Origin of the sequence: Bradyrhizobium altum (assembly GCF_020889705.1) — a bacterium.
Lineage (GTDB): Bacteria > Pseudomonadota > Alphaproteobacteria > Rhizobiales > Xanthobacteraceae > Bradyrhizobium > Bradyrhizobium altum.
Genome location: NZ_JACMYP010000001.1, coordinates 204,204 through 229,744, shown reverse-complemented (window position 1 = coordinate 229,744; position 25,541 = coordinate 204,204). Strand labels below are relative to the sequence as shown.

Annotated in this window: 20 protein-coding genes; all 20 read right to left on the bottom strand. The window is 59.2% G+C overall.

Annotated elements, in window-relative coordinates; translation table 11 throughout:
* Window position 1: 1 nt before the first annotated feature.
* Entirely contained in the window at window positions 2–1,696 is a 1,695-nt protein-coding gene (locus H8B02_RS48340) for a polysaccharide deacetylase WbmS family protein (RefSeq protein ID WP_229164213.1), read from the bottom strand.
* 240 nt (window positions 1,697–1,936) lie between these two features.
* Entirely contained in the window at window positions 1,937–3,358 is a 1,422-nt protein-coding gene (locus H8B02_RS01065) for a formyltransferase family protein (RefSeq protein ID WP_229164211.1), read from the bottom strand.
* Entirely contained in the window at window positions 3,355–4,056 is a 702-nt protein-coding gene (locus H8B02_RS01060) for a WbqC family protein (protein WP_229164209.1), read from the bottom strand. Before H8B02_RS01060 ends, H8B02_RS01065 begins: the two co-directional genes overlap by 4 nt.
* Window positions 4,057–4,062: 6 nt before the next feature.
* Window positions 4,063–4,854 carry an ABC transporter permease gene (locus H8B02_RS01055; RefSeq protein WP_229164207.1) on the bottom strand — a complete coding sequence of 264 codons (792 nt, stop codon included), beginning with the start codon at window positions 4,852–4,854 and terminating at the stop codon, window positions 4,063–4,065.
* Entirely contained in the window at window positions 4,851–6,080 is a 1,230-nt protein-coding gene (locus tag H8B02_RS01050) for an ABC transporter ATP-binding protein (RefSeq protein ID WP_229164206.1), read from the bottom strand. Before H8B02_RS01050 ends, H8B02_RS01055 begins: the two co-directional genes overlap by 4 nt.
* The gene (locus H8B02_RS01045) at window positions 6,077–7,228 is read right to left on the bottom strand and encodes an ABC transporter ATP-binding protein (RefSeq protein WP_229164204.1); all 1,152 of its coding nucleotides are present in this window, start codon (window positions 7,226–7,228) and stop codon (window positions 6,077–6,079) included. Before H8B02_RS01045 ends, H8B02_RS01050 begins: the two co-directional genes overlap by 4 nt.
* Before the next feature lie 38 nt (window positions 7,229–7,266).
* Window positions 7,267–8,400, bottom strand: a complete 1,134-nt coding sequence (locus H8B02_RS01040) for a DegT/DnrJ/EryC1/StrS family aminotransferase (RefSeq protein ID WP_229164203.1) — start codon at window positions 8,398–8,400, stop codon at window positions 7,267–7,269.
* A gap of 29 nt (window positions 8,401–8,429) precedes the next feature.
* On the bottom strand, window positions 8,430–9,446 hold the full coding sequence (locus H8B02_RS01035) for a pyridoxal-phosphate dependent enzyme (RefSeq protein WP_229164202.1): 1,017 nt from the start codon (window positions 9,444–9,446) through the stop codon (window positions 8,430–8,432).
* Window positions 9,443–10,648, bottom strand: coding sequence for an ATP-grasp domain-containing protein (locus H8B02_RS01030; RefSeq protein ID WP_229164200.1), 1,206 nt, complete (start codon window positions 10,646–10,648; stop codon window positions 9,443–9,445). Before H8B02_RS01030 ends, H8B02_RS01035 begins: the two co-directional genes overlap by 4 nt.
* Before the next feature lie 40 nt (window positions 10,649–10,688).
* The gene (locus H8B02_RS01025) at window positions 10,689–11,384 is read right to left on the bottom strand and encodes a class I SAM-dependent methyltransferase (RefSeq protein WP_229164198.1); all 696 of its coding nucleotides are present in this window, start codon (window positions 11,382–11,384) and stop codon (window positions 10,689–10,691) included.
* A gap of 103 nt (window positions 11,385–11,487) precedes the next feature.
* Window positions 11,488–13,377: an asparagine synthase (glutamine-hydrolyzing) gene (asnB, locus tag H8B02_RS01020; RefSeq protein WP_229164196.1), complete on the bottom strand. Its 1,890-nt coding sequence runs from the start codon at window positions 13,375–13,377 to the stop codon at window positions 11,488–11,490.
* 33 nt (window positions 13,378–13,410) lie between these two features.
* Window positions 13,411–14,409, bottom strand: a complete 999-nt coding sequence (locus H8B02_RS01015; protein ID WP_229164191.1) for an NAD-dependent epimerase/dehydratase family protein — start codon at window positions 14,407–14,409, stop codon at window positions 13,411–13,413.
* A gap of 135 nt (window positions 14,410–14,544) precedes the next feature.
* The gene (wecB, locus tag H8B02_RS01010) at window positions 14,545–15,606 is read right to left on the bottom strand and encodes a non-hydrolyzing UDP-N-acetylglucosamine 2-epimerase (protein WP_229164189.1); all 1,062 of its coding nucleotides are present in this window, start codon (window positions 15,604–15,606) and stop codon (window positions 14,545–14,547) included.
* A complete protein-coding gene (locus H8B02_RS01005) occupies window positions 15,606–16,664 on the bottom strand; it encodes an NAD-dependent epimerase/dehydratase family protein (protein ID WP_229164181.1) in 1,059 nt (352 codons plus the stop codon). The genes wecB and H8B02_RS01005 overlap by 1 nt, the downstream gene beginning before the upstream one ends.
* 16 nt (window positions 16,665–16,680) lie before the next feature.
* Entirely contained in the window at window positions 16,681–17,613 is a 933-nt protein-coding gene (locus H8B02_RS01000; protein WP_229164175.1) for an NAD-dependent epimerase/dehydratase family protein, read from the bottom strand.
* Window positions 17,614–17,626: 13 nt separating this feature from the next.
* Window positions 17,627–18,574: an NAD-dependent epimerase/dehydratase family protein gene (locus H8B02_RS00995; RefSeq protein WP_229164173.1), complete on the bottom strand. Its 948-nt coding sequence runs from the start codon at window positions 18,572–18,574 to the stop codon at window positions 17,627–17,629.
* A gap of 23 nt (window positions 18,575–18,597) precedes the next feature.
* Window positions 18,598–20,514 carry an asparagine synthase (glutamine-hydrolyzing) gene (asnB, locus tag H8B02_RS00990; RefSeq protein WP_283842114.1) on the bottom strand — a complete coding sequence of 639 codons (1,917 nt, stop codon included), beginning with the start codon at window positions 20,512–20,514 and terminating at the stop codon, window positions 18,598–18,600.
* Window positions 20,515–20,573: 59 nt separating this feature from the next.
* A complete protein-coding gene (asnB, locus tag H8B02_RS00985) occupies window positions 20,574–22,466 on the bottom strand; it encodes an asparagine synthase (glutamine-hydrolyzing) (protein ID WP_229164169.1) in 1,893 nt (630 codons plus the stop codon).
* A gap of 4 nt (window positions 22,467–22,470) precedes the next feature.
* Window positions 22,471–23,895: a glycosyltransferase gene (locus H8B02_RS00980; RefSeq protein ID WP_229164168.1), complete on the bottom strand. Its 1,425-nt coding sequence runs from the start codon at window positions 23,893–23,895 to the stop codon at window positions 22,471–22,473.
* Between the two features lie 11 nt (window positions 23,896–23,906).
* Window positions 23,907–25,415, bottom strand: coding sequence for a hypothetical protein (locus H8B02_RS00975; RefSeq protein WP_229164165.1), 1,509 nt, complete (start codon window positions 25,413–25,415; stop codon window positions 23,907–23,909).
* Window positions 25,416–25,541: the final 126 nt, after the last annotated feature.

Here is a 25,541-nt window from a genome sequence, read left to right as displayed (position 1 = left end):
CTTACGCGCCGCGTCTCACAGAACGAGATGCGGCTTCGGTGCCGTCATCCGGCGGATGTCGGCGGCTCTGGGACCCCACCTTTTTCAAGACGCGACCCATCAGGTGACTTCCTGGGAACAGGTCGGGCAAGACTTTCTGTAGGTCCCGAGCGATCCGGTTGAGGGCATGGTCGAAGCTCGGCGATGCAGGAGCCACCAGCATGGGCTGAACGATGCGGCTGATCAGGAAGTAGGAGCCGAAGTTGCGGGTATCGAGTGTGGCGAACTTGCCCGCGATTATGTCCTGAAACCCATCTTCTTCGAACTTGAGTGAACCCACGTTGCCGTGGCCGCGGTCGGGGATCGCGACAAGGCCGAGAGCTTCGCGGGACTCGTTCAGCTTCGCCAATCCGTCGCGGTTTCCCTCAACCATGACATAGAGACCGCCTGGAGCGAGCATCGCATGGATTTTGTCGAGCATGGCGCGTTGGCTCTCCACGCTCGTCATATTCAACAGCACGCGTTCGGTGACCACGACATCGAATGATCCATCGGGAATAGGCAGTGTCGTGATGTCTCCGACCCGGAAATCCGGCATATTCTTGACACCGAGCTCTTTTGCCAGCTCGGCCGTGTCGGCGATCAGAGACTCGGCAAAGTCGACCCCCGTCACCTCTGCATCGATCTCGGACGCCATCCGAAGTGTCGTATAGCCATTGCCGCAGCCGAGATCGACGATACGCGGCTTTCCTGAGCTGAAGGCCTTGATGCTGCTGATGATGAAATCGATCTCCAGCTCCCGCATGTTCGTATCTCGGGAGGTCGCGTAGCGGCCACCCCCGGCCTGCTTGCTGAATTCGCCCTGCTTGAAAGCAGCGCGCTTCTTCTCGTCCATGGCGTCGTAATCGCCGGCTGTCGTCACCGAAACCGGCACGCTGCGTTTCGACGGCGTCACCTCGCCTTCGATGGTGGTCGCCATCTTATGTAGATCGGACAGGTAGACCGCGCCAAGCGACTCGAGCGACCGGACGGCCCGTAGCAATTGAATGAGGTTAGTGCGGGTGCCGTTTTCGCTGGCGACCTGATCCTGCCACGGTTTGCCGCTCTCCCGATATGCCTTGTAGTGCGCGGCGTTCGGGGTATTCAGAGCAACGTGGATCGGATGAAAGTTGAAGATTTTGAGCCCGGGCGTCGCCAGCAAGGGAATGAGCTCCGATACGGCGCGATCCGGGAATTGGTTGAACCACATCCCATCGCCGAAAAACACGGGATAGCGCATGAGACCCGACGAATGAAGAAGTGGCCTGATGTCCGACTGCGGAAACAGAGAGAGATTGGAGTCGAACTCATATCCCAGCGTTCTGAACTGATCGGCAACGCTGGACGTGCCATAGAAATGGTGCGACCGGTAGAACTTCGCTGCAGGATTGAGCGACTGCATGTGCCGGCAAACCTCGGAAACATCGCTTCCGTGCGTGCTTCCCTCGAGAAAATTCGGATGCACGCCGACACGCTGCATCCATCCAGAGAACCGCTTTTCGACGTAGGGCGACTTGTGCGTAATGAAGGGCGTCAGCGGGATTTCGAATTCGTCGAAAAGAGAAAAGCACGCCGCAATTGCCTCTTCGTCGGCCCAGTCGATATCTGAAGTAAAGCAAAAGATCGGCTTGGCGCTGATATTGCGTACAAAGTCGGGATTGAGAATTTTGGTTACCACGGAACTCTCATCAATGCTGGATTGGTGACTGCGTAATACCCCACGATCTCTGGCAAGAGACCTTCGGATTCACATGTCCTGGAGTGAGGTGCCGGAACACGCGGCATCAGTTTGGTTCAATTTGCCGTTTCCGAGCCCGTAGGTCAATCCTCGAGCCATACCGCGCGACCGACGACCGAACGCGCAACAGCTCACGGCCCCTGGAGAGGACGGCTATTCCGCCCGCACCTTCGCGAAGTTTCAACTTCCGCTTTTTCCGACATTCCGTCGTCCCGCGAGAGCCATCCGTGCATCATAGTCGCTACGAATCTTGCGAGCGCGGCCGATGATGGCGCGCTCGATCCGCTCCGAGGGCGCCATTGGCTCCGGCGTCCAGACATCCGGGTGGGTGAGCAAGTGCAGGCGGTCATGACCTTCGCGAATGACCTCCTTCATCGGCTTGAACCGCCAATAGCCGTTGGAGTCGGAACAATAGATGTAGTCGCGCCGCAGACGGCTAGAATAGGCATTGAACATTCCGCCAATGGTTTCGTCCTGGAATTCGAGTAAGTTGGACTGGTCGGGATTATGCCAGCTGAGCGCCGCAATCGGAGACTGAAGCAGCGTCTCCAACAACAGCTGCTCGCGTCGCACAGCCGCCCCAAGCGTTGCATCGGTCCATGTCTTTACGCCATAAGCGGCCGCATCAAAGTGCAACCCGACCTCATGACCGAGTGACAGAATTCGCCGTAGCAACGCTTCGATCTCAGGCTCAAAGATGCTGTAGAACTGGGACCGCGGATTGACGAAGTAGGTCGCAGCGATCCGCTCATCCTTTTCGATCTCCGCCAAACGAACGGCACGATGCATGGACATGTCGACATCATGCCGCCAGATCACGTGACGGTCGGCTGGCTGCTCACCATAGCGCGCAAACCTGTATTGAGCGCTCTTCAGTACCTGCACCAAGGCCCGAAAGCCCGTTTCCGTAAACTCGGCAAACTCGCTCCGATCGGGACTTTCACGCGGAGTCTGCTTGTCGATCCGGAAGAGCTGCCCGTGCAGTTCGACTGTCAAATTGGCATACGAGGGTGACTCGAAGGCACGCAAGCGTCGAGCCAACTCCTCGGAGGTGACGAGAGGGCCGAGCTCACAAAAACGGCGAAAATCTGCCCGCCGCGTTTTGATGTTCCCCCAGTGCACGTCGGTCAGACCCGGCATCGGCTCACGATCCAGCATCCGCTTTCCGTGCTGCTCGATCAACCGGAGCGCAGCCAGGTTAGCTTGAACGAGGAGCCACTCGGGTGTCGCATCTGGCCTCACATCGAAGATTTCCACCGCCACGATGGCCCCATCGTCGACCCGCTCGGTCATCAGGTGCAGCGTGGCACCGTAGGTTCGGGCGTCGCGATAGATCGCGAAATGGTGCGGGTCCCGGCCTGGAAACTCCGGTGAAGCCGCATGCAAATTGTACGCTGGCTTCGCCAGACCGGCCAGCAGACCAGCTGGTACGATCACGCCCGTCCCGAAGCTGATCAAACTCGTTTCGGCATCGAAAGATGCTGCGAGCAACGATTCCATGTCGTTGACCACTGTAATGGATGCCGATGGGCCAAAGGCCTGCATGATTCTCTCGAGAGCAGCACCAGTCGAACTCGTGAGCAGGATAATCTTTTGCGTCATGAACTCTTTCCGGCCTGCGCGAGCGGACGACCATCCCACATCAGATAATCGATCACCGAGAGCCCAGGAATGAATCGAGACGGCTCGCCATAGACCTGCTGAACGAAACCCAGCTTGACAAGGCCAAGACCATTCTCGCCAAACAGTTCGTCACGCTGATAACCCGCCGCTCCATCGCCCGACAGATAGGCTGAGCCGTTCACTGCCTTCACGAGCGTAACCAAAAGGTCGGTGGCCATGCCCGAATATTGCAGCGAGGACTGCAGCACGAACCGTGTTGACAAGCCCAGGTGGGCCGCGATCGTCTTGATGGCACGAAGGTTGAAGGTCGCGAGACTGCCTTCGGGTTCAAGAATGAGCGGCTTGAGCAGCGTCATGCCATTCTCGAACCGCGGTGCCCTGCGGTAGTTTGCCTCCAGGGTCCGCAGCAGCTTCTTTCGCCAAGGTTGCGAGTCGTCGATTTGCACCGTGCCGATCGGGGCGCCAAAACGCATATGCTGCAATGGACAGGTCACCCAGCGAGCCTCACCCTGCACCGCGAGGCGCACCCGATTGCACCACGACCCCATGCCGCCCGAGCCGGCGCGCGGATAAGCCACCGCATCGAGCAAGATCAACGTGTCGGCACGTCGGATCTTCTCGAAATAGCCGAGCCACGGGAAGAAATTCGGCTGATGAATCGCAACAAGACCAGCCACGGCGTCTCACAGGCGCGCGTCGAAGAACGACTTGAGACGACGAAACCACATCAAGCCACCCGCAAAGACGATGGTCGAGATCACGGTCAGGTAGATGAACATCCACAACGGCGGCAAGGCACCATCGATGATTGGCGCGCGAAACAATGCAGCGATCACGTAAAATGGATTGAACTGAAGCAGCTTCCCAATTCCGGCCGGATAGGCGCTGATCGGATAGAAGATCGGAGATGCAAACAATAGCAGCGTCAGCACATTCGGCAGGGCCAGAGCAGTGTCCCGCACAAAGACATTCAGTGCGGCGAGGAAAAGCCCCAGTCCAGAGACGAACAACGTCCCTAGGAAGAGCGATACCGGCAGAACCAGCAATGCTAGACTGGGTGCTTCACCTGATACGGCAAGGAGAACGACAACGACGGCGAGTGATACCAGGAGCGGGAAGAGCCCCGTCAACGCGCCGACCACCGGCAGGAGTTCGGACTTGAAGGCAACGTTCTTGACGATTCCGGAGTTCCCGACGACCGAAGACGTCGCCACAGAAAGTCCCTCGCTGATCGCGAGCCACGGGCCATAGCCGCTCAGAAGCCAGACCACGTAGGGAATTGCGCCCTCCCGACCCGGCAACCGTGCAGGAAAGACAAACGTAAAGACGAACGTGAAGATTCCCATCAGCAGCAGTGGTGAAAGCACAGCCCAGATCAGTCCGAGACCAGAACCGAGATACCGGTCAGACACAGTGAGCTTGAACAAGCTCACCAGCATGCCGAAATCTCGGCGATCAAATCCGGCAATGTTCATGTGCTTGCCGCCGTGATTACGCGCCCCCTGATTTCCGGCGAATACAGCAACAGCGGCTTGCCACCGTTCTGCCCTTCGACATCCACGACTTCGAACACCCGCGTCGTGCTGTCCAATCGTCCTCTTTCATCGCTCAGATCAACATCCAGTTGATAAAGATCGGCTCCAAGAATGAAGGGGTCCATGGCAACACGTGCCTCGAATGATCCCGAAGCAGGCAAGTCGAGGCCAGCCTCTCTCGAATCCTGTCGCCAGACAGACCGGCCGTCCACTCTCACGATGGAAAGCAATATCCGGCAGCGCCCAACGGGTTTGCGCAACGTCCCCGCGACCCGCACCTCAAGTGGATGCATCGCAGCCAATGCCGCACCTTGATCCTTGTCATCCTGGATCAGACTTACCCCTGTCACCTCTCCTCCATCCCCGCGATCGCTCCGAGTAGAAGCCGACTGCCCGAACTTCTTCATCAATGTCTTTTCGTCCGCTTCACGTATCGACTGCTCATAGGCCGCAACGACTGTCTTTGGATCGTCATCCATCATGATGCGACCGTGGTCCATCCATAGACAGCGCGAGCACATCTGCACGATGGCCTTGAGTCCGTGTGCAACCACGATGACGATGCGTCCTCCGGCAGCTACTTCGGCCATCTTCTTCGAGGCCTTTTGGCTGAAGAAGTAGTCGCCGACGGAGAGCGTCTCATCGATGATCAGGATGTCAGGTTCAATGAAAGCGCCCATCGAGAACGCGAGGCGAGCCTTCATTCCCGATGAATAGGTTCGCACGGGGCGGTCGATGAATTCTCCAAGCTCGGTGAAGTCGATGATCTCCTGGCGAACCGCGTCGATTTCAGCGCGGCTGCGGCCATGGATCGCCCCATCGAGATCGATATTCTCTCGCCCGGTAAGGTCGTCGCGCAACACCGCTCCGATTGAGAGCATTGCGTGAACATCGCCGACCACGTCAACGGTCCCCGATGTGGCCGGCATCAGTCCAGTCAGGATGGATAGCAGCGTCGTCTTGCCGGCACCGTTCGGGCCGATGATGCCGACCCGTTCGCCCTGAACGATGTCGAGCGAAATCTGTTCGAGTGCCCGCACCTCGCGCACACGACCTTCGCTTTTGCCCGTGCGCAGCGCCGCCAGCAACGAGACTGGACCACCGCCGTGCTCGGTGAGTGCGAATGTCTTGGTCAAACCGAGGACTTTTATCGCTGCATGGCTCATTGCAATGTCCATCGCGCCGGAAGCACCAAACTTCCTGTTGCTTGCCCAACGACCTCGAGAGCCAGTCCGGTGCCGTCCAGCCAGCTGTAGCCGTCAAGACCGATGCGCTTGCCAGTCTCGTCGACCAGCATGAGGCCCAGCCGGCATTGATAATGGCCTGGTTCTAGCGGAAACGCGGGCACCGAAGCTTCAACCACATAGCGTCCTGGCGCATGACCTATCAGGACGGGGGCGCGCGACATCACCGACGTCTCCCAACCGAAGCCGGGTTGCAGACGCTCGATTGTGAATGTCGAGAATACCTCGGACGGCTGAAGAATCTCGGCTTCAGCACGAATGATGAAATCTTCACCCTGTCTTATCGTTGGTGGATAGGATGGTGGCGCCTTGAATTTCGCAATGCCAGCAACGTATTCGTCACCCGCCTGATCGCCATAGAGGTACTGCCGCACGGCTCGGTCGGCCGGCCCGGAGAAAATCACCTTGCCGCCCTCCAGAATGTGCGCGGTTTCGCACAAACGCAGGATCGCGGCCCAGTCGTGGGTCACAAGGATTCCCGTCGCGCCCCTGGACAGCCTGTCGCGCAACCGTCGCCAGCACTTCGATTGGAAGTGCTGATCTCCGACCGACAATATCTCGTCGAGCAGATAGATATCGTACTGGCCAGCCGTTGCCGTCGCAAAAAAAAGCCGAGCTCCCATGCCAGCCGAATAGGTCTGCACGGGGTCGTCGAACCGGTCTCCGAGCTCCGAGAAACCGTGGATATCGGCGATCATGTCGGACCGCTCGCGGGGCCCGAAACCGTGCACCATCAGCAGACGATCCGCATACTGGCGGCCCGTGAGTTCTCGGCTCGCCACAACGCCGAGCTCGTAGAGCGCTGACATTGCCCCGGTCACGGAGACTCGTCCGATGTCCGGCGCATAGGCACCACCGATGATTCGCAGCAGCGTCGACTTGCCTGCCCCATTGCGGCCAAGGATGCCGACAAACTGCCCCTTGGGTACGTCGAATGTCACGTCCTGAAGGGCCTTGTAGCGGGCCACCGATGCGTCGAGCCCGAGCGCTATCCGCCACGCGTTGCCGCGATCGATCAGTGCAAAACTCTTCGAGACACCCTCACAGGTGATGGCAACGGCGCGGCGCATTCTTGCTGGATTCCTTCGAGCAGGCTGGTCGCTGACGGTCAAGCGGCCGCGAGCTCTCGGCTCAATGCGTCCACAACGACGTCGATATCCGAGAGCTTCATTCCCGGAAACAGCGGCAGCGTGATCGTCGTGTTCTCGGCCATCATGGCGTTGGGGAATTGATTGGGATGGATGCCATACTTGTCCCGATAGTATCCGAGCGCGGGTACAGCGTGCGTTCCGGGGCGGGTCTGAATACGCTGCTCGGCGAAAGCCGCCATCACCGCATTGCGGCGCTGGCGACCACCATGAGAAAGCCGGATGACGAACGACTGATAGCTGTGACCCACGTCTTCGACCGGCAGTACGATGCCCGGGATGCCGGCCAGGCGCTGTCTGTAGGAAGCCGCAAGACCGCGACGCTCCGCCAAAAGCGCGTCGAGCTTGGCCATCTGCGCGACGCCAACGGCTGCCTGAATGTCGGACAGGCGCAGATTGTATCCGATGCGATCGTAATTCGCCATAGTCCACGGTCCAACGCCTTCGTCCTCGATGACATGCTGTCCGCCAGCACCGTGATTGCGCACAGAACCGACGATCGCGGCAATCGAGTCGCTGTTGGTCGTCACCGCTCCGCCCTCACCCGTAGTCACGACCTTCCGCGGATGAAACGAGAAACAGCCAATATCGCCAAGCCCGCCGACCGGCTTGCCGTCATAGGAGGTACCTATCGCGCAAGCCGCATCTTCGATGATCGCGATCCCATGGCGCGATGCGTGCGCACGGATCTCATTCATCGGCGCGGCCAACCCGAACAGATGCACTGCAACGACCGCCCGGGTTCTCGGTGTGATGGCTGCCGCAAATGCGGCAGGATTGAGATTGTATGTGGCGAGATCGATGTCCGCGAATACTGCCTTCGCCCCGACATATTCGGCGCAGTGCGCACTCGTCACCCATGTGAAGGCCGGAACGACAACTTCGTCTCCCGCCTTCAGCCCCAGGGCCATGGTTGCAAGGTGCAAGGCGGCGGTACAAGACGTCGTGGCCAGCGCATGTTTCACGCCGTGCCGTTCGGCGATGAGCCCCTCAAACCTCTGGGTCATTGGACCTTGCGTGACCCAGCCCGAGCCCAGACAGGCGCGCAACTGCTCGATTTCGGCTTCATCAAATTTCGGCGCTGTAAGCTGCATGACCATGCCAGAGAGAGGGGATTATGAAGTCAGAGAACGAACGACAACAGATCGGGGCTCTCATAGGTGTGGCGTTCGTCGGACTGGGTTTCCCCGAGGAAGAGATCGAGGTAGGGAAGATATGAGTCCGCCCCGACCAGAACAACCTCTATCTTTCCGCGCGTTCGGAGATCGTCAAGCCTGCCGGCATGCTTCTCCCGGTGCAGTCTCCGCAATGCCCCTTGAAAGGCAAGGCCGAAACTCGGACCGAGCATTTGCGGCAGAACCCGCCAGGAGTAGTAGGCCAGCAGGAACGAGGGATGCCGCGTTCCAAATTCGAGGTCGTCAGACGCAAAAAGCATTTGCCACGGCAACCGGATATCCTTCTGGACCTTCGACAGTGGCCGCGCGCCCGGGACTTCGTGATGCTCTTCCAGCAGAACCGGAAGAATACGCGTGCCGAGGCCGTGCTCGTCGACATATTGCCTCAGCCCCATGCACGTCCCCATCGTACCCGACGCCACGGCCACGAGCGACACTTCTCCGGTCGCGGAAAACAGCTGTGGCGCAAGGTGAGTCTTGTGCGCCCATGGATTTCTCCAGTTGCTGTACTGGTCGAGGGTGTAACCGCCCTCCTGGGCTCCCTCCCGCCGGGCACGCTCGACCGGCGTTTCCGCGGGGTCGCTGTGCAAAACGACCTCCACGCCGCCACCCATCACGGAGATCGCATTGATTTTGCCACGCGCCGTACCGGCCGGCATGATGAGCTGGCAGCGGATGCCGAGCGCCTTGCAGATCTTGGCGATGCCGTGCCCCGTATTGCCGCTCGTCGCCTCCTTCACGACGGTCCGTTGCGAGATCAGACCTTCGGAGATCGGTCCAAGCAGCAACTCGCGCGCCATATATGATTTGCTGTGCTCGACCTCGCCCGGAATCGACGCCGCGCGAATGGTTACGCCATCGTCGTGGAAGGGATTGAGCCACTCCGGAAATGGTGCGGAAACGCGGACCAGGCGGCTGGCCGCCGGATCGGTCGCAGCAAGGAACGGATGATGCGAGAGGTTCATGGCTTGTCACCTTCTTTGTCAGCAGTGACGAACTGCACAGAGTCGACCAGTCTCTCGGCACGGTCACGCGCCTCGGCTGCCGATTTCGATCGCACCAGCACATAGCCCGGGCGCGCGAGGTCGTTACGAAGGTCGAGCCGGGCCTTGCCGACTTGCTCGTACATCTCGGCATCGACGACGTCGGGCTGCCCCTTGATCGCGCTGAAGCCATTGATGGCCCGCAGCACGCCTTCTCCTCGCGGAAAATAGTGCCACACCAGGTGCTCGGCCGGCTGCCGCGTGAAGTCCGGCACGCCACCGGTCAATGTCGCCGCGAGCAGACCCGGATAGTCGTAACCGGTCGAAATCTCGCAGATCGGATGAAAATTGAGACCACCGCCGGGACGTCCACCGACCTCCAGCAGAACGGGCTCTCCATTGCGGATCAGGACTTCAAAATGCGTGGTGCCGTCGGTCAGGCGCATCGCTGCACACGCGGCGAACACCAGACGCTCCAGCGTTGCCCGGTAGGAATGACCGATCGGTCCAGGGAAATGCAGCTTCTGCACCACCGTGTCGTTCCCCGGATAGTTCTCCTTGTCCGAGATCGACAGCAGGGTCGGGCTTCCCCGGCAAACCAGCACCTCGAGGGTGTGTTCCGTTCCCTTTACGAACTCCTCGATCACCACGTCGCCGTCGAGATAAGTGTTCGCGACTTCGCTCAGACGGCCCTGGACCTCATCCCAGCCGTGCGCAACAAACACGCCCCGGCTACCTCCTCCCGAGAACGCCGGCTTGACAACGGCGGGCCAGCTTTCCCATTGCGGGAACTGTCCGGCCACCAATTGTGCCACCGTGCTGAACACGCAGCGCGGAGTCGGTAATCCGCTCTCCACCCAGCAGCGCTTCATCGCAACCTTGCTGGTGAAGCAAAATTCGGCGAACTCGTTCCAGCCCGGCAGACCGCGCTCGCTTGCGATTGTGGACGCGGCCCTCACGGCAAAGTCATTCAGCGGAATAATTCCGTCGAATTCGATACCCGCCAGTGCGGCAGACGTTGCAGCAACGTCGGAAAAATTCTGCTGGACAAATCGATCGGCGATGTGGCGCGCAGGAGCCTCGGCGCTGCCGTCGACCGCAACGACATGAAAACCATGCTGCTGGATTCGCGTGATAGCCGGACAGGCCATCTGATTTCCACCGAGCAATACAACAGCCTTCATCGGGTTCTCGCTCCAGAAGCTTCCCGTTCGTGACGACGAGTTAGCGGCCCGTGCCGCGCCATTGACGGGTCAATTCGTTAAAGCGATCCTGTTGGGCGGCAAAGATGAAATTGTCCTTGTTGATCTCATTTTCCTTGTATGCGTAGATGGCGTACTCGTACGGCATGTAGTCATGCCTGACCGCAAATCTGTTTGTCAGCCCGGTCACGACCCGGAACACGTCTGCGAATGCCGGCCTGGCATGAACCGGGTGGGTGTAGTCGACGAGCGGGCTCAGCAGATTGAAGACGAGGCCTTTTCGGCAAAGTCCCCACATGATCCCCAACATGCTTTCAAAATGATCCATGAAAGGCACGGCCTCAGTTGCACTACTGAGCGCCTGACAGCAGAAGCACCAATCCCAACCGCGATCCGGCGGTGTTGTCTGGATATCGACAACGACCAACTCGGCGTCCGGATAGATTCGTTTTCCTTCTTCAATCAATTGCGCGTTGATATCGATCCCGGTGTAGGCGCCTTGCCACCCCGCGGAACGAAGAAAACCGAAGAGGTCCCCGTAGCCGCAGCCGATATCGACGATCGAATCCGTTGCCTGCAAGCCGTCAACCTGACGCAGTATGTCGAAGAAGAACGCTTGCCGATGCTTGGGCTCCCCAAGCGCGGCAGCGCCGTGCCCGACCTCACCGATGCGGCTCGCGTAACGCGCCAGGATCTTTTCCTTGTCAATATCGTGCATGAGTTTGCTCAGTTGGTCGGGAGTTTGAATGAGGACCAGTTCGTTCAGCCTGTTCGCACCACAGCTCGTGTCAATGCAGCGAACGCGTCGCCGTTGATGGCCCCTAGTAGTCTGAAGATTGCTGGCGCAACGCATATTCGACGTTGATCAGCGACCAGATGAGCAGGCGGCGGTTCTCGCGGCCGTCAAGATGGTCGCCGACCAATGCACGCAACGGCTTGGGATCGAGGTAGCGATAGATCTCCGATTGATCGTCGAACAAGATGTTGCGCACGAAATCAATGCTTTGGCCCTTGAACCAGCTCGCGTCGGGACCAGAGAAGCCCTGCTTGTCCCGCTCAGCGACTTCCTGGGGGATATGGCGAAGCATCACGTTTCGCAGCAGCATCTTGCCGTCATGCGCTTTCTGGAAATATGCCGCCGTCTTCCTGCCCAGTGCGTTCTCGTCCAATGCGACGACCTCATCGAGCTTTCCGAGCTTCATCCGGACCGGCAGCTTCATGGCGAAATCGACGAGATCGTTGTCGAGGAACGGGACGCGCGTTTCCAGCGAATGTGCCATCGACAGCTTGTCTTCCACAGTCAGCAACCCGTGCAGAAACGTTTTGGCCTCCAGATAAAGCGAATGATTAACGTAGTCCTCCGGACGGGTCAGGCGCTCGGCGTGCTGGCTGAACATGTCCCGGAAGATATCGCGCGTCCAAACACCCTGCACCTCGCTCCATATCGGCGCGAAGACACGCTTTAGCACGCTGTTGGGAATGAGCCGCTGCCAGTAGTCGTAGTACTTATCGATATACTCCTCGAAGCTCTGGTTTACGACGGCACGGTAGTAACGCCACGGATAACCACCGAAGATCTCGTCGCCGCCCGTTCCCGCGAGGACGACCTTGTTGAACTTGCTGGCGAGCTGCGCGACGTAATAGTTTGGATAGCTTTGTCCGACGCGCGGCTCTTCCAGATGCCAGGTCAGCTTGGGAAGCACGCGCTCCATATCGCCCGACTTCAGCACCATTTCGTAGTGTTCGGTACGAAACAGATACGACATTCTCTCCGAGGCCGCGCGCTCGTCGTACTGGAGCTCCATGCCGGACACCGAGCTGAGGTCGAAGCCGCAAGTGAAGGTCCTCATGTAGCTGAGCGACCGCGCCGCGATGGCAGTGACCGTTCCCGAGTCCAGCCCTCCCGAGAGATACGCCCCGATATCGACATCCGACACGAGCTGTCTCTTCACAGCCTGCTGAATCAGATGGTCGAGTTCGTCCTGGTATTCGGCTTCAGACCGGGCCGTTTCCGGCTCTTGAAAGGTATAGTCCCAGTATCGAGTCAGTCTTGGCTGCGTTCCGGACCCAGCCTCGGGCGATATGGTCAGGTAGCAGCCCGCAGGCAGGATGCGGACGCCCTTGAGTAAGGTGCGATCGGTAAAGAAGTTCTGGAACGTGAAGTACTCGAACAAGCCTTCGAAATCGAGCTGTGAGCTGAAGTTCGGAACAGCACGAAAGGCCTTCGACTCCGAGGCAAACAGCAACTGGTTGCCGCCGGACCAATAATACAGCGGCTTGATGCCGTAGCGATCTCTCGCAAGCGTAAGCCTGCGTTCCTTGCGATCCCATAGGGCAAAGGCGAACATGCCGTTGAGGCGCTGTAGGGCGCCCAGTCCCCACGCAGCGATCGCTTGCAGCAGGACTTCGGTATCGCTGGTCGACCTGAAACGATGCCCCTGCGCTTCGAGTTCGGCGCGAAGTTCCCGGTAATTGTAGATTTCGCCATTGTAGGAAATCACAAACCGGCCATCGGCCGTTTGCATCGGCTGCTCACCGGTCGGGCTCAGATCGATGATCGCCAACCGGCGATGTCCGAGACCAATCGCCCCTTCGATCCATTGGCCCTCGCCGTCCGGACCACGATGAGCGATCGCCTCGGTCATCGCACGCACATCGTGCAAGAACACCGGCCGCTGATCGAGGTTAAGAATACCTGCGACGCCGCACATGCCTAAATCCGTCCGATCCCTGACCGCTGAGCCTTATTCAAGGCCGGCCTTCGCGCGCCGCCGCTCGAGGCCAGCCCGATGCTTGGAGCGCCATTCGATCAGCATCTGCAGGCCCTCACGCAAATCGACTTCAGCCGTGAATCCGATTTCCTGGGCTGCTCGTTTCGTGGAACCAACCCGATTGCGCACGAAGGTTGCGTTGCTGCGCGGCGCATACTGGATAGGCTGGTTCGATCCTGTCAGTTGCAGGAGGAGTTCGGCAAGCTGCTTGAGCGAAGTCCGCTCGCCCGTCCCCACATTGTAGTACCGGGCGATCGTATCGGCCGACATCGCGCAGATGTTTGCCCGCGCGCAGTCAAGCACTGACACAAAGTCGAACGCTTCCGAACCGTCACCCAGAATGGTCGGCCCTTCGCCGCGGTCGATGGCGTCGAGCATCTTCATGATGACCGCGATGTAGGCGCCCTGATAATCCTGACGCGGCCCGTAGACGTTCATATAGCGCAAGCCGACCGCAGGCAAGCCGTAACGGTGACAGAACGCCGTCGCCATTGCCTCCCCAGCAATCTTGGTCGCCCCGTAGAAGTTCTTGTTGTTGAACGGATGATCTTCGGTCATCGGCTCTTCCACAGCGTCGCCGTAAACCGAGGCCGAAGATGAATACACGAGACGCTTGACCCGGTTCGCGACGCAGGCTTCGAGCACGTTGAACGTACCTCGAATATTGGTGTCGAAGGCAGCCCGAGGAAACTCATGGCACTGCAGCAACCACAGCGCGGCAAAGTGGAACACGCCATCCTTGCCCTTCATCGCGGCATCAAGGATATCGGGTTGGCAGACATCACCACCGGCCTCGAATATCTTGACCCGCGGATCCCTGATGGCCCGCTCGATATTCTCGACGGAACCGCGTGCGAAATTATCGAAGATCACGATCTCGCCGACGTCGTGCTTCGCGAGCTGCTCGACCGCATGCGAGCCAATCAATCCCGCTCCGCCGATGACGAGGAACTTCTTGCCGTTGACTTCCAAGGTTGACCTCTTGGACTGGAGTTACGCTTCACCACGAGCAGACAAATTCAAGCTCGCGGAAAGACAATGATGGTCGCTGGAGATGCCGGGCAACCGGCAGGCCGCCGACGGGTACAAATCCCGCCGGCAAGGATCTCAACCTACTGCAGGCAACGGGGCTTGGTCTTTCAGCAGCTCCGCGACCTCGAAAGCTGCGCGTCCTCGCCCGTAGTCGGTGATTTCGTTCCGCACCACGTGCGGCGGCCCCTTCCAGAGCCGATTCCAGCCGTTTGTGACCGTCTCGGTCCACTCGGTTTCGTCGCGCAGCGTAACGCATGGCACCCTATGAAAGTAAGCCTCCTTCTGGAGGCCGCCTGAGTCCGTGTACACTTCGGCGGCGTGGTGCAGCAGCTTCGCCATGTCGAGATAACCGACCGGATCAATGACACGCAGCCCTTCCAGGCTGACGCCCAGCCGCGCGGCCGCGCTTCGGGTGCGCGGATGCAACGGCAGGACCACGGTGCGCCCGTGCGACCGCTCCAGCAGGAACTGAACGACCTCACGGAGCCGCTCCGGATTATCCGTATTCTCCGCGCGGTGCACGGTTGCGAGCGCATATTGCTTGGGTTGCAGCTGCAGCTCGGCGAGGATCGTTGAACTTATCTCGGCCTTCTCGAGAGCAAACACGGTGGCATCGTACATCACGTCGCCGACGTGATGTACGCCCTTAACCACGCCCTCTGCCGCGAGGTTCGCAATCGCTGTCGCAGTGGGACACAGATGAAGCGTCGAGAGATGATCGGTCACGATCCGGTTCAGCTCCTCCGGCATGCGCCGGTTGAAGGAACGGAGCCCTGCTTCGACATGGGCCACCGGAATGTGGAGCTTGGCGGCGGCCAGCGAACCGGCCAGCGTCGAATTGGTGTCTCCGTATACGACAACCCAGTCCGGTTTTTCGGCAAGCAGGATCGGCTCGATTGCCATCAGCATTCGCCCGGTCATGTCGCCGTGACCACCGCCATTGATGTCGAGATGATGCTTCGGTTTCGGGATGGCCAATTCGTCGAAGAACAGGTCAGACATGTTTGCGTCGAAATGCTGACCAGTGTGAACCATCACTTCTGCCAAGCCATCCGTTTCACGGATAGCCCGGCTGACCGCTGCGGCCTTGATGAACTGCGGGCGCGCGCCGACAACAGTGAGGATCTTGATGGACATCAGGAATACTTCGCAACGTCCAGCACATGCGCGACATGATTGCGCATGCAGCCGAGGATACGGCCGCGATTTTCTCGCGTCCACTCGATGGTACGCCTGAGACCTTCCTCATGCGCGAAGCTCGCGACGAACCCGAGCTTCTCGCGCGCCTTCGCCGGATCGCCGAAGCGCTGCCCTGATCTGTCCCAATCCCGAGCCGGCGTGAGCGCGATCGGGGTCTGGTTACCGGTGATCGAATTCACCCGCTTCGCCAGATCGAGGATGCTGGTCTCGACGCCCGACGCCAGATTGTAGATCTCGCCTGGGTCCCCCCCGAGAGCACATGCCGTTAATCCCCGCGCCATGTCTTCCACGTAGATGAAGTCGCGCGATGCGATCCCGCCATTTTCGACTGGAAGCGCTTCGTCATGAAGGGCCTTCCAGATGAAAGTCGGGGTGACGTTCCGCCAAACCGTATGAACGGTGCCGCGCCAGCGGCCGGCGCCCAGTATTTCACCCGGCCCGTAAACGTTCTGGAATCGTGCCTTCACGAAGGGCAGCTTGTACCGGGAGAAATAGTAGTTGCCGTACATTTCCCCGATGAGCTTGGAGATCGAATAGGGGCTGTCGTGAAACAGCGAGACAGGCGCATCCTCCGTCGTCGCCGAGGCGCCCTCAAAGGTTTTTTCGGCTACCGCACAGCCGGCCGCGGCATAGACCACCTTTTGCAGCGAGCGGATGTCCTTGAGCCTCTCGAAAAGCTTCAGGCTCGTCAGCGTGTTGTTTTCATGATCCGCAAGCGGATCGGCAATCGACGACTGGTTGCCGTGGTAGCACGCAAGATGAAAGGCAAAGTCGAGGTTATCAGGCAATGCAGCGAGCACGGCGTCCTCGGTGATGGGGCGCGGCACGAACTGGACCCGGGGATCAGCCGGCACGTTCGAGGCGTCGGCCGACAGCAGATTGTCGACGACCACAACGCGCGCCGGCGCCTGCTCGAGCAGCAGCCGCACGAGGTTTGAGCCGACGAATCCGGCTCCGCCGACGACGAGTATGGTCGATCCGTTAAATGACTTCATGATCAGCCCTTGATGATCAGCTCTTGGGTGCCGCCAGATGGCTATAGACATCGCTCACGCCATGCGCATCGTACCACGCAAGGAGGCGTCGAATGGTCTCGTCGAACGACACCTTGGCCTGCCATCCGAGAAGCGCACGGGTCCGGCTTGGATCCGGAACGACGGACGGCACGTCGTCATCACCCACCGGCACCACCTTTACGTCGGGATCTGCCGGCAGCCCAAGATGGAAGCGCACGAGGTCGTAAATTTCCTTGATCGAGTGGCCGATCCCGCTCGATACGTTGAAGACGCCGGTCGGCGCCTGTTCCGCCATTGCGAGATCGACCGCAGCCAGGAAGTCGGACATGTCGAGGAAATCGCGACGCGCATCACTGCAGAAGCAACCCTGCCCGGCCTTCAGGCGCTTGTAGAAGGTCGGGATCGGCCCGATTGCCAGCCGAGGCCCCGTCACGTTCGCAAGTCGCAACGACATGTAAGGCAGGCCGCTCATCGCCAGGTATTGCTCGCCGGCGACCTTTGAGATGCCATAGCTGGTGAACGGCCGCAGCGGGTGCTCGACCGGAATCGGCGTGCTTTCCGGCCGGCCATAACACAGCACGGTCTGGAAGTTCAGAATCCGGCGCGCGCCGACGGCACGCGCCGCCTCGATCACGTTGACGGTGCCGTCGACGTTCGTTGCCGCGTCTTCGCGCCAGTCCGCCGGATCCTTGTAGGAAGCGGCCGAATGGACGACATGCGTGGGGCGAAACCCGTCAAATACCGAAGCAACGAGATCCCGATCGGCGATCGAACCTTCAATCAGGGTCAAGCCAAGCAGCGCCGGCAGAACCTCGCGCTTGCCGGTGGCGAAGTTGTCGATGACGAGGATCTCGTGGCCCTGCGGCAGCCAGTGCTCGATGAGATTCGAGCCGAGGCAACCGGCGCCACCGGTGATGATGATGCGCATGTCGTGGTTCCGATCAGGTGCGGATTTCCGCACGCGCTTCCTTCAGATGCGTGTAGCCGCCGACGACGCCGTCCTTCTCCCAGCGTTCAACCGACAGGCCGGCGATCTCATCGAGCGAGGTAAACTCGACGGCACCGAAGTCCTTGAAGGTACGCGAGGGGTCGAGAAGAATCGACGGCGCATCGTCCGGGCCGAGCGGCTTCACTTCCGGCTCCGGATAATCATTGATCTTCATGGCCCGCACCACAGAATCGTAGAGTTCCTTGATGGCGACATCCTTGCCAGACGAGAAGTGATAGGTGCCGTGGCCGACGCCGTCGGCGGCCTTGACGACGACACGGGCAAGGTCACCCGCGAAGCAGAAGTCGCGACGCGCGGGAGTGACAAAGCACTTCTGTCCCTTGACCAACCGGCCGTAGAAGATCGGCAACGGGCCGGACACGTTTCGCGGCCCGATCACGTTGGCAAGCCGGAACGTCACCCAATCGACCCCGGAGAACTGCACGTAATTCTCGCCAGCCGTCTTCGAGATGGCGTAGCTCGAATTGACGGGATTGATCGGATGGTCAAGCGGGATCGGCGACTGCAGCGGCTTCGTGCCATAGCACAGCGCCGTCTGGAAGTAGATCAGGCGAGATACGCCGAAGGTCTTGCAGGCCTTCGCAACGTTGGCAGTCCCGACCGCGTTTACCAATGCGTCGCTGCTCCAGTCTTCCGGATCCTTGTAGGACGCCGCCGTATGAACGACGACCTCCGGCCGGAAATCGGAAAACAACCGATCGATCACCCCGGCGTTCGCAATCGAGTCTTCGACCAGCGTCAGGTTGTCGTGCTTGGTCAGATTGTCGCCCCGACCGGTCGCATAATTGTCGATCGCAACAACCTTGTCGCCGCGCGACAGGAGCATGTCGATGACGGTTGATCCGACCTGCCCGGCTCCGCCAGTTACAAAAATATTCATGCACACCATCCAGATTGAGACGTTTATGTTCTGACCATCGCGCGAAACTCGGTCGCTCGGTCGTGAAAGCGTTGGTGCCAGAGCTCTAGACTGAGAAGGCCCCACGTCTTTCGAGAGAAGCGGGATTGCCCGCCCAAACTGGAAAGCACGACATCGCTGTTGAACAACGGGCGACGCTTCGAGCGTTGTTCCCCGAAGATATCGAGGACAAAGTCCTTGAGTTCTCCGTCGAACCATTCCTTCAGTGGCACCGGAAAGCCCATCTTGTCACGCCGTTCCAACAGCGCCTTCGGAAGGGTATCGCGATAGGCTGTCTTCATGAGTTGCTTCATCTGCCCCCCCATGAACTTCACGTCGGCCGGCACGGTTGCGAGAAACTCCACGAGCGGATGATCGAGCAACGGCACGCGGCTTTCCAGGCCATGCGCCATGCTCATTCGGTCCTCGACGTGAAGCAGCGCCGGCAACAAGCACTTGAAATCAAAGTGCGTCATCTTGTCGAAGTAGGCTTCCTTCCGCACGTTGTCCTGGTTGTTGAAGATGGCGCGGAAAGCCTCGAAGACCGCCTCCTTGTGCAGTGCGCGTTGATCCACCTCGCCGACCATATCGGTCGAACGATCAACCAACCGGAAGTATCTTCGATCGAGGTCCTCGAAGAGACCATCGCGCCAGAACTCCTTGATCATCGGCTTGTATTCCCGCAGCAGGCCGAGATTGGGTACGATGGACTCGATCGTGACCACGTAGTGGCCACTCTGATAGGTGCCGTCGACCGCCGCCTTGATGCATTGCTCGAAATAGGCGACCAGATACCGCGCATAGCCGCCGAGCAGCTCGTCGCCACCCTGCCCGCCCAGGACGACTTTGACATTCTTCGCCGCGAGCGCGGATACCATGTACTGCGGAAACGCCCCCGGTCCAGCGACGGGAAAATCCAGATGATAGATCACATCCCCGATGCTGTTCCTAAAGTCGGCGGCGGTGATGTCGGCCATGTGGAGCGACATGTCCGCCAGGTCCGTCACCGTCTTTGCATACTCGCTCTCGTCATAGCCGGGGAATTCGAGAAAGCGGCCATGGAACGCGTCGCGGCTGCGGTGGTCGAGCTTCGCGGCCAAGAGCGCAACAAGGCTGGAGTCGAGACCTCCCGACACATAACCGCCGACCGGAACGTCGGAGCGCAAATGCACTCGCATCGAGTCGGACAGCAGTTCAGCGAAACGCCGCTCGAAGTAGACTGGACTACGATCAAAATCGACATCGTATTGCACATCCCAATACCGGGACGTCGCGACGTTCCCGCCTTCGACCCGAAGCAGATGCCCGGGGAGCAAGGCGGATATCTCCTTAAAAAGGGTCTTCTCGCCGATCGTGTACTGAAATGTGAGATACTCACTCAGTGCTTCGGAGTCGGTCTCGATATCGCCGAGGAACGGCAGAAGCGCCTTGGCCTCCGACGCGAAGTACAAGACCCCTTGCTGCACCGTGTAGTAGAGCGGCTTGATCCCGCAGCGGTCGCGAGCGGCAAACAGTTTTTTGTTTCGATTGTCCCAGATCGCAAAGGCAAACATCCCGCGCAGGTGATCGACGCAGCGCTCGCCCCATTTGCTGTAGGCGGCGAGGATTACCTCGGTGTCCGAAGTGGACTGGAATGTCCAGCTGTCAGAGAGTTGCTCCTTCAGCTCGAGATAATTGTAGATCTCTCCGTTGTAGGAAATCACCGTCCCATTCACCGCCTCCATCGGCTGGGCGCCAGCAGGCGTGAGATCAATGATCGCAAGGCGTCGGTGGACGAGACCAACGCGGAGAGTCGGATCGGTCCACAAGCCGTAGCCGTCGGGTCCCCGATGCGCGATCAGCGTTCCAATCGCTTCGAGTGCGCGCTGGGCAGATCTAACAGGAACGCCTTGCAGTGACAAGAGACCGCCGATTCCACACATCGATGATATTGCTTTCAGTTAGACCAGGCTCGATCGGAAATCCGGAGAATAGGATGCTATTACATGGTTACGTTGAAGACCCGCCCCCAGATGCCCACGTTGACAATTCGCCAAACCGTGAAGTCCAATGGTCGGTCGCCGGTGAGCATCTGCTGCGTTAGGCGGCGAGTGTTGTCGGGGTGCAAGAGCCCGGGAAACCGCGCCAGCGTGTCCTCTACACCGGCCTCGATGGCCTGCCGAAGCGGCCCGCGAAACCAGGTCTGCTCCGGCGTCGCGAACCCGAGCTTGTCGCGACGATTTGCGACCTCGGACGGAAGCACTCCAGCCATGGCTCGTCGGAGCACACGCTTGGTATCGCCGTACACGATCTTGTGGGACTCTCCGAGCCCAATCGAAAACTCCACCAGGCTATGATCGAGGAACGGAACGCGAGCTTCAATTCCGTGGGCCATGCTGTTCCGATCTTCCCAGTGCAACAACATAGTGAGGTTCGACCCTTGCGTCATCGCAACGCAAAGGTCGCCAATCGACTGAACGGGGCCAACACCGATCGCGGCCAGCGCTGTTGAAAAGGCATCGCTGTTCAGAAGCGTTCTGAACGCATCCGATGCCAGCCAATCGGGCATACCCAGCATCTGCTTCCCGCGCCCGAGGAACCTTCGCGGAACGAAAGGGACCGACAGCCCTCGAAGCTGATCGAGGTAGGATAATCCATGAAATGCTCGACGCTGCTCCACAGCACGTGCCAATGCCAACCATTTTTGCCGCCGGACTAGGTCGGCCATATAGTAGTAAAATCCGCTGTGATAACCGGCCAGCTGCTCGTCTGCCCCCTGGCCATCGAGCATCACCTTGACCCCGGCCTGTCTGGCTGCGGAAAAGACGCTCCATTGCGCAAAGATACTTGTGCTCCCGTACGGCTCGTCCTGGTGCCACGTGATCTTTTCGGCTTGCTCTATCGCATCGTTGACGGTCGGATAGACGTAGTGCGGCTTGCTATGAACGGAAGCTACGACGGCTTCCATGAACGGCCGCTCGTCAACTTCCTTTTCCTTGTAACACGCGCTGATCGTGTTGATAGGCGCAGTCACGTTCTGCTCGCGCAACAGGCGGTCCATCAGGCAAACGATGGACGAGCTGTCTAGGCCGCCGGACAGGCAGGACCCCACGGGCACATCTGATCGGAGATGCATCTGCACGCTAGTGGTCAGCAGGTCGCGAAATCTCGCACCGGCCTCCTGCTCGGAAAGCTCGAGCCCGCCGGACTTGAGAATTCCATACCATCTTCGGATTGGAAGAGCTTCGCCGGGCCTCCATTTCGCGAGGTCAAGTGTCACACACTCGCCGCCGCGCAACTGTTGAACGTCGGCAAACATTGTCTCAGCAGTATGCTCGCTGATACCTGAAGCTAGAAAGTCTCGAATTCGCGGGACGTTCATCCGCCGCGAAATGCCCGGCAAGTTCAGAAGCTGCTTGATTTCAGAGCCAGCGGCGATTCCTCGCGGGGACGAGGCGAGGTAGAGCGGCTTGATACCGAACCGATCGCGGGCCATAAACAGCCGCTGTTCTCGAGCATCCCAAATGACAAGAGCGAACATGCCCATCAAGCGCTGCAAGGCATCCTCGCCCCACTGAGCATACGCCGCCATCAGCACCTCGCTGTCGCTGTGGCTCGTGAATACCCAGCCGAGCGCCTCCAACCCGCTCTTCAGCTCGAGATAGTTGTAAATTTCCCCGTTGTAGACCATCCAGTAACGGCCATCGGCATACCCCATGGGCTGATGGCCCGCTTCCGTCAGATCGATGATCGCAAGGCGACGATGGCCCAGCGCGAGCGGCCCCCGAGAGGTTTCAAAAACCTTCCAGCCGGATCCGTCAGGACCGCGATGGCTGACGATATCGATGTTGGCCTTGTCGGGCAGGAAGCCTAGAGACGCAAAGATGCCACACACGATCCTAGGTCCTCGCAACGAGCGCGTTCAATGCAGTGACAAAATTGATGCTCTCTTGCTCCCAACAGAGTTCGCGCGCAGCGACCAGTGCGTTGCGCTTGTAGCGATCGATCCGATCCCGGGTGAGCTGGTTGATTGCATCAGCGATCGGCTCCGATGAAATCTCAGCGAAGGTGGAGCCGATCTGGTACTTTGAGATCAATCCCGCCATCTCAGACAGATTGCTCACGCACAGAGCGAGTCCGGCCATCGCGTACTCAAAGAATTTGTTCGGAAGAGCGAACTCGTTGTGAAGCGAATGTCCCGGCAAGGCAAAAAAGCCGATATCGAATGCTGTCGCCTCGCGCACCAGCTCCCTCATTGGGACCGGAGGAAGCAGAAAGACGCGGGACTGCAGGCCAGAGCTCGCGATCCGCCGTCGGAGCGAGTCAAGATAGGCCTCCGAGCCGGGACCGCGAATGTAAAACTCCCGATCCGACGCCCACTTTGGCACGCTGTCGATCGCCGCTTCAAGCCCGCGTCCCGGCGAGACGATGCCGTGGTAGAGCACCCGAACTGTATCTCCCGTCGGCCGAAACGACGATTCAACATAGTTCGGTGTGTTCCGAATTGTCAGAGCCGGACGCGGAAGTTGATAGATATCGGAAATTCGCTCCGCAATGCCGGAGGAAACGGCAGTGACCAGCTTGGCGCCCCCAATATATTTCTTCTCAAGCGCTGCAACGATCGGCTTCTGCGCAACACGCCAAATCCAGCGCTCCTGGTACTCCTGAATCGCAAACTCGTGGGTATCGTACACATAAATGCCGCCGTTCTCGGCAGCGAGCCGGGCAGCAATGGGCAGCGTGATCCAGTCATTCGCGAGCCAGATGTCGCACTTCAACGGCCGCGCCTTGGCGTACAGGTCGTTGAGCTTGCTGTTCCAGGACCAGAAGATCTGGTCCGCGTAGCTCGGCTGGAATTTACACCGCTGGGCGCGAGCCGTAATGACCAACCGCTGTGCAAATCGAGCCGGCGACCGCCCGAGGAGCCTCGTCGCGAGTAGATTAGCCTTGGCCTTCTGCTGCGCCGTGACGCGCACTACCCCGGCCGCTACCCGTTTCGAGCTGCGCCAGGCCGTGCGAAGTAGGCTCCATGCCACCGGGTATTTTGCTTTCACCCTCGCCCTGACAGAACTATTCGTTTTCATCTCTGCACTGACAGGATTCGTTTTCACCTCCACGCTGACAGGATTAGATGAGCCCACGCACGCGCCGACTTCGCTTTCCGCACACCGCACGACCGTCCATCCCAGCGAGTGGTTCCGCTCGTCGTCCTCCCCGATCGCGAAGACCTTAAATCCGTTGGAGTGAAGCAAGTCACATTGACGGCGCACCCTGGGATCGTCGAGGAACCGCGAAAGCGCGATGACACCAATTCTATTGGACATGACCAACCGACTTAATTGCTAGCGTTGTCCGTCTCATCCGCGAGTCGTCGTAACGCAGGGGAGATTCTCTTGCGCGTCCCGTTTGGCAGAATCCGCCAGAGTTGAAGCACCATACCAAACTTGTTGGACCCGACATGAGGCTTCGACTGACTTGCGGACTGCTCAGGCTCGCTCAAACTTGCGGACTGCTCCGGCTCACTCAAATATGCGGACTGCTCCGGCGCGCTCAATGCGCGCAGGAGCTCGACGTAAGCGTCCTGCTTTGCCGCAAACTCAGCCAAGCTCTGCGGATGCTCAGTTGGCCGTTCGCCCAAGGCAACCTGTACCGCGTCCTCTGGGCTCGTGACGACGTCCGGTTTCTGGACCGGATTCGCCCGCGCCGCAATGCTGTTGCGATGCCGAACAAACGAATCGACTTCCATCTGCGGATACTGCTCTTCGATCACATCGGAAACTAGATCCGCGTATCTCGCATAGCTGTACCGACCAGACGCTATCAGGTGATCATAGGCTCGATCAGCGAAACCCTGGAGAAAATCGAGATCTCGGAGCCGCGATAAGACGTCCGTCGCATTCGAGAAGTCCTTCTCGAGGGGAATGTAGTGAATGCCCGGCTCAATGGCTCCTGAGTACTGCCCCCGAAACAAGATCATCGGAGTTCGCATCACCGCACACTCAAAAACGCGAGGGGAGATCTGACCGACATCAAATGGACGTTCCAGCGGCTCGAGAAACTCCGCTAGCTCTGGATAGGTTGCCGGACGCCCCTGAACTGCAGCGAACTCGCTTAGTCGATTTTCGATCACCTCATCGAAGTCAAACGCGTTGGACCCGCTCTCGCTGCCGAGCATTGTCCGACTGCTACCCAAGAAGCTGTACCAATCGTCACCGTAGATCCGGCTGGCATCGTCCATTCCGATATCATGAGGGATATTCTGCTCCTCGCAGATCTCGATCATGCGTCGGCCAATCTCGTATTTCTCAAATCCGAGCCGGCCATACTTCGCTCCAATATCCCTTCCGCGGTAAGCGATCAGATGAGGGCGCTCGCGAAGCGGCAGGATCTCCTTATCCGGCACCGGCCTATTCGCCGGCACATAGCCGGTGAGCGCCTGAACGAGCCTGACGCCCGGGACTTGCCACTTCGGGTAGACCAAGTGCCAAAAGTCACTCTGAATGCTTGTCAGCACGACATGAAATCCGAGTCGGCGGATGGCACGATGAAGCGCAATCGTCCGATCGTAGTCGTCCTGGACAACAGCAATCTTCAAGCCTCGAAAGGCGGTGACGGCACGTTCATAGTCGGCGCTCACGTAACCGTCGAAGCATAGCCTTGCGCAATAGTTATGAATCAGAACGTCGAAATCGTTGAAGTCGAAATTCATTTGCGCCTGATGCGTCGAATGCACGTACTTCACGTCATAATCAGTGAAGTCCTTCAACGCCAACAGGTGCTGAAGGGTCGTTGAGACGAATGTCGAGGCGGCGGAGTATGCCACCAAGATGCGCTTAGTCCGCATGTTTAGATTCTCTTCAGACAATTCGGAGGCTGCACGAGTCCGCCGTTCACCCGCGACTTGGCGAGGAAGACTGCAACTCGACGCTGTGCAAACGAACCTTTGCTTGTGCAGGCACGCCACGCGAAC

Excerpts from the sequence above, each read along its gene's own strand:
- H8B02_RS01065 (WP_229164211.1), bottom strand. The coding sequence starts at position 3,358 with ATGACGCAAAAGATTATCCTGCTCACGAGTTCGACTGGTGCTGCTCTC.
- H8B02_RS01055 (WP_229164207.1), bottom strand. The coding sequence starts at position 4,854 with ATGAACATTGCCGGATTTGATCGCCGAGATTTCGGCATGCTGGTGAGC.
- asnB (WP_283842114.1), bottom strand. The coding sequence starts at position 20,514 with ATGTGTGGAATCGGCGGTCTCTTGTCACTGCAAGGCGTTCCTGTTAGA.
- H8B02_RS01035 (WP_229164202.1), bottom strand. The coding sequence starts at position 9,446 with ATGAACCTCTCGCATCATCCGTTCCTTGCTGCGACCGATCCGGCGGCC.
- H8B02_RS01025 (WP_229164198.1), bottom strand. The coding sequence starts at position 11,384 with ATGCACGATATTGACAAGGAAAAGATCCTGGCGCGTTACGCGAGCCGC.
- asnB (WP_229164196.1), bottom strand. The coding sequence starts at position 13,377 with ATGTGCGGCGTCGCAGGTATTCTTAACCTCGATCAGCGGCCGGTGTTC.
- H8B02_RS00975 (WP_229164165.1), bottom strand. The coding sequence starts at position 25,415 with ATGCGGACTAAGCGCATCTTGGTGGCATACTCCGCCGCCTCGACATTC.
- H8B02_RS01040 (WP_229164203.1), bottom strand. The coding sequence starts at position 8,400 with ATGCAGCTTACAGCGCCGAAATTTGATGAAGCCGAAATCGAGCAGTTG.
- H8B02_RS00980 (WP_229164168.1), bottom strand. The coding sequence starts at position 23,895 with ATGTCCAATAGAATTGGTGTCATCGCGCTTTCGCGGTTCCTCGACGAT.
- H8B02_RS01030 (WP_229164200.1), bottom strand. The coding sequence starts at position 10,648 with ATGAAGGCTGTTGTATTGCTCGGTGGAAATCAGATGGCCTGTCCGGCT.
- H8B02_RS01050 (WP_229164206.1), bottom strand. The coding sequence starts at position 6,080 with ATGAGCCATGCAGCGATAAAAGTCCTCGGTTTGACCAAGACATTCGCA.
- H8B02_RS01000 (WP_229164175.1), bottom strand. The coding sequence starts at position 17,613 with ATGCGCATCATCATCACCGGTGGCGCCGGTTGCCTCGGCTCGAATCTC.
- wecB (WP_229164189.1), bottom strand. The coding sequence starts at position 15,606 with ATGTCCATCAAGATCCTCACTGTTGTCGGCGCGCGCCCGCAGTTCATC.
- H8B02_RS01045 (WP_229164204.1), bottom strand. The coding sequence starts at position 7,228 with ATGCGCCGCGCCGTTGCCATCACCTGTGAGGGTGTCTCGAAGAGTTTT.
- H8B02_RS00995 (WP_229164173.1), bottom strand. The coding sequence starts at position 18,574 with ATGAATATTTTTGTAACTGGCGGAGCCGGGCAGGTCGGATCAACCGTC.
- H8B02_RS01005 (WP_229164181.1), bottom strand. The coding sequence starts at position 16,664 with ATGAAGTCATTTAACGGATCGACCATACTCGTCGTCGGCGGAGCCGGA.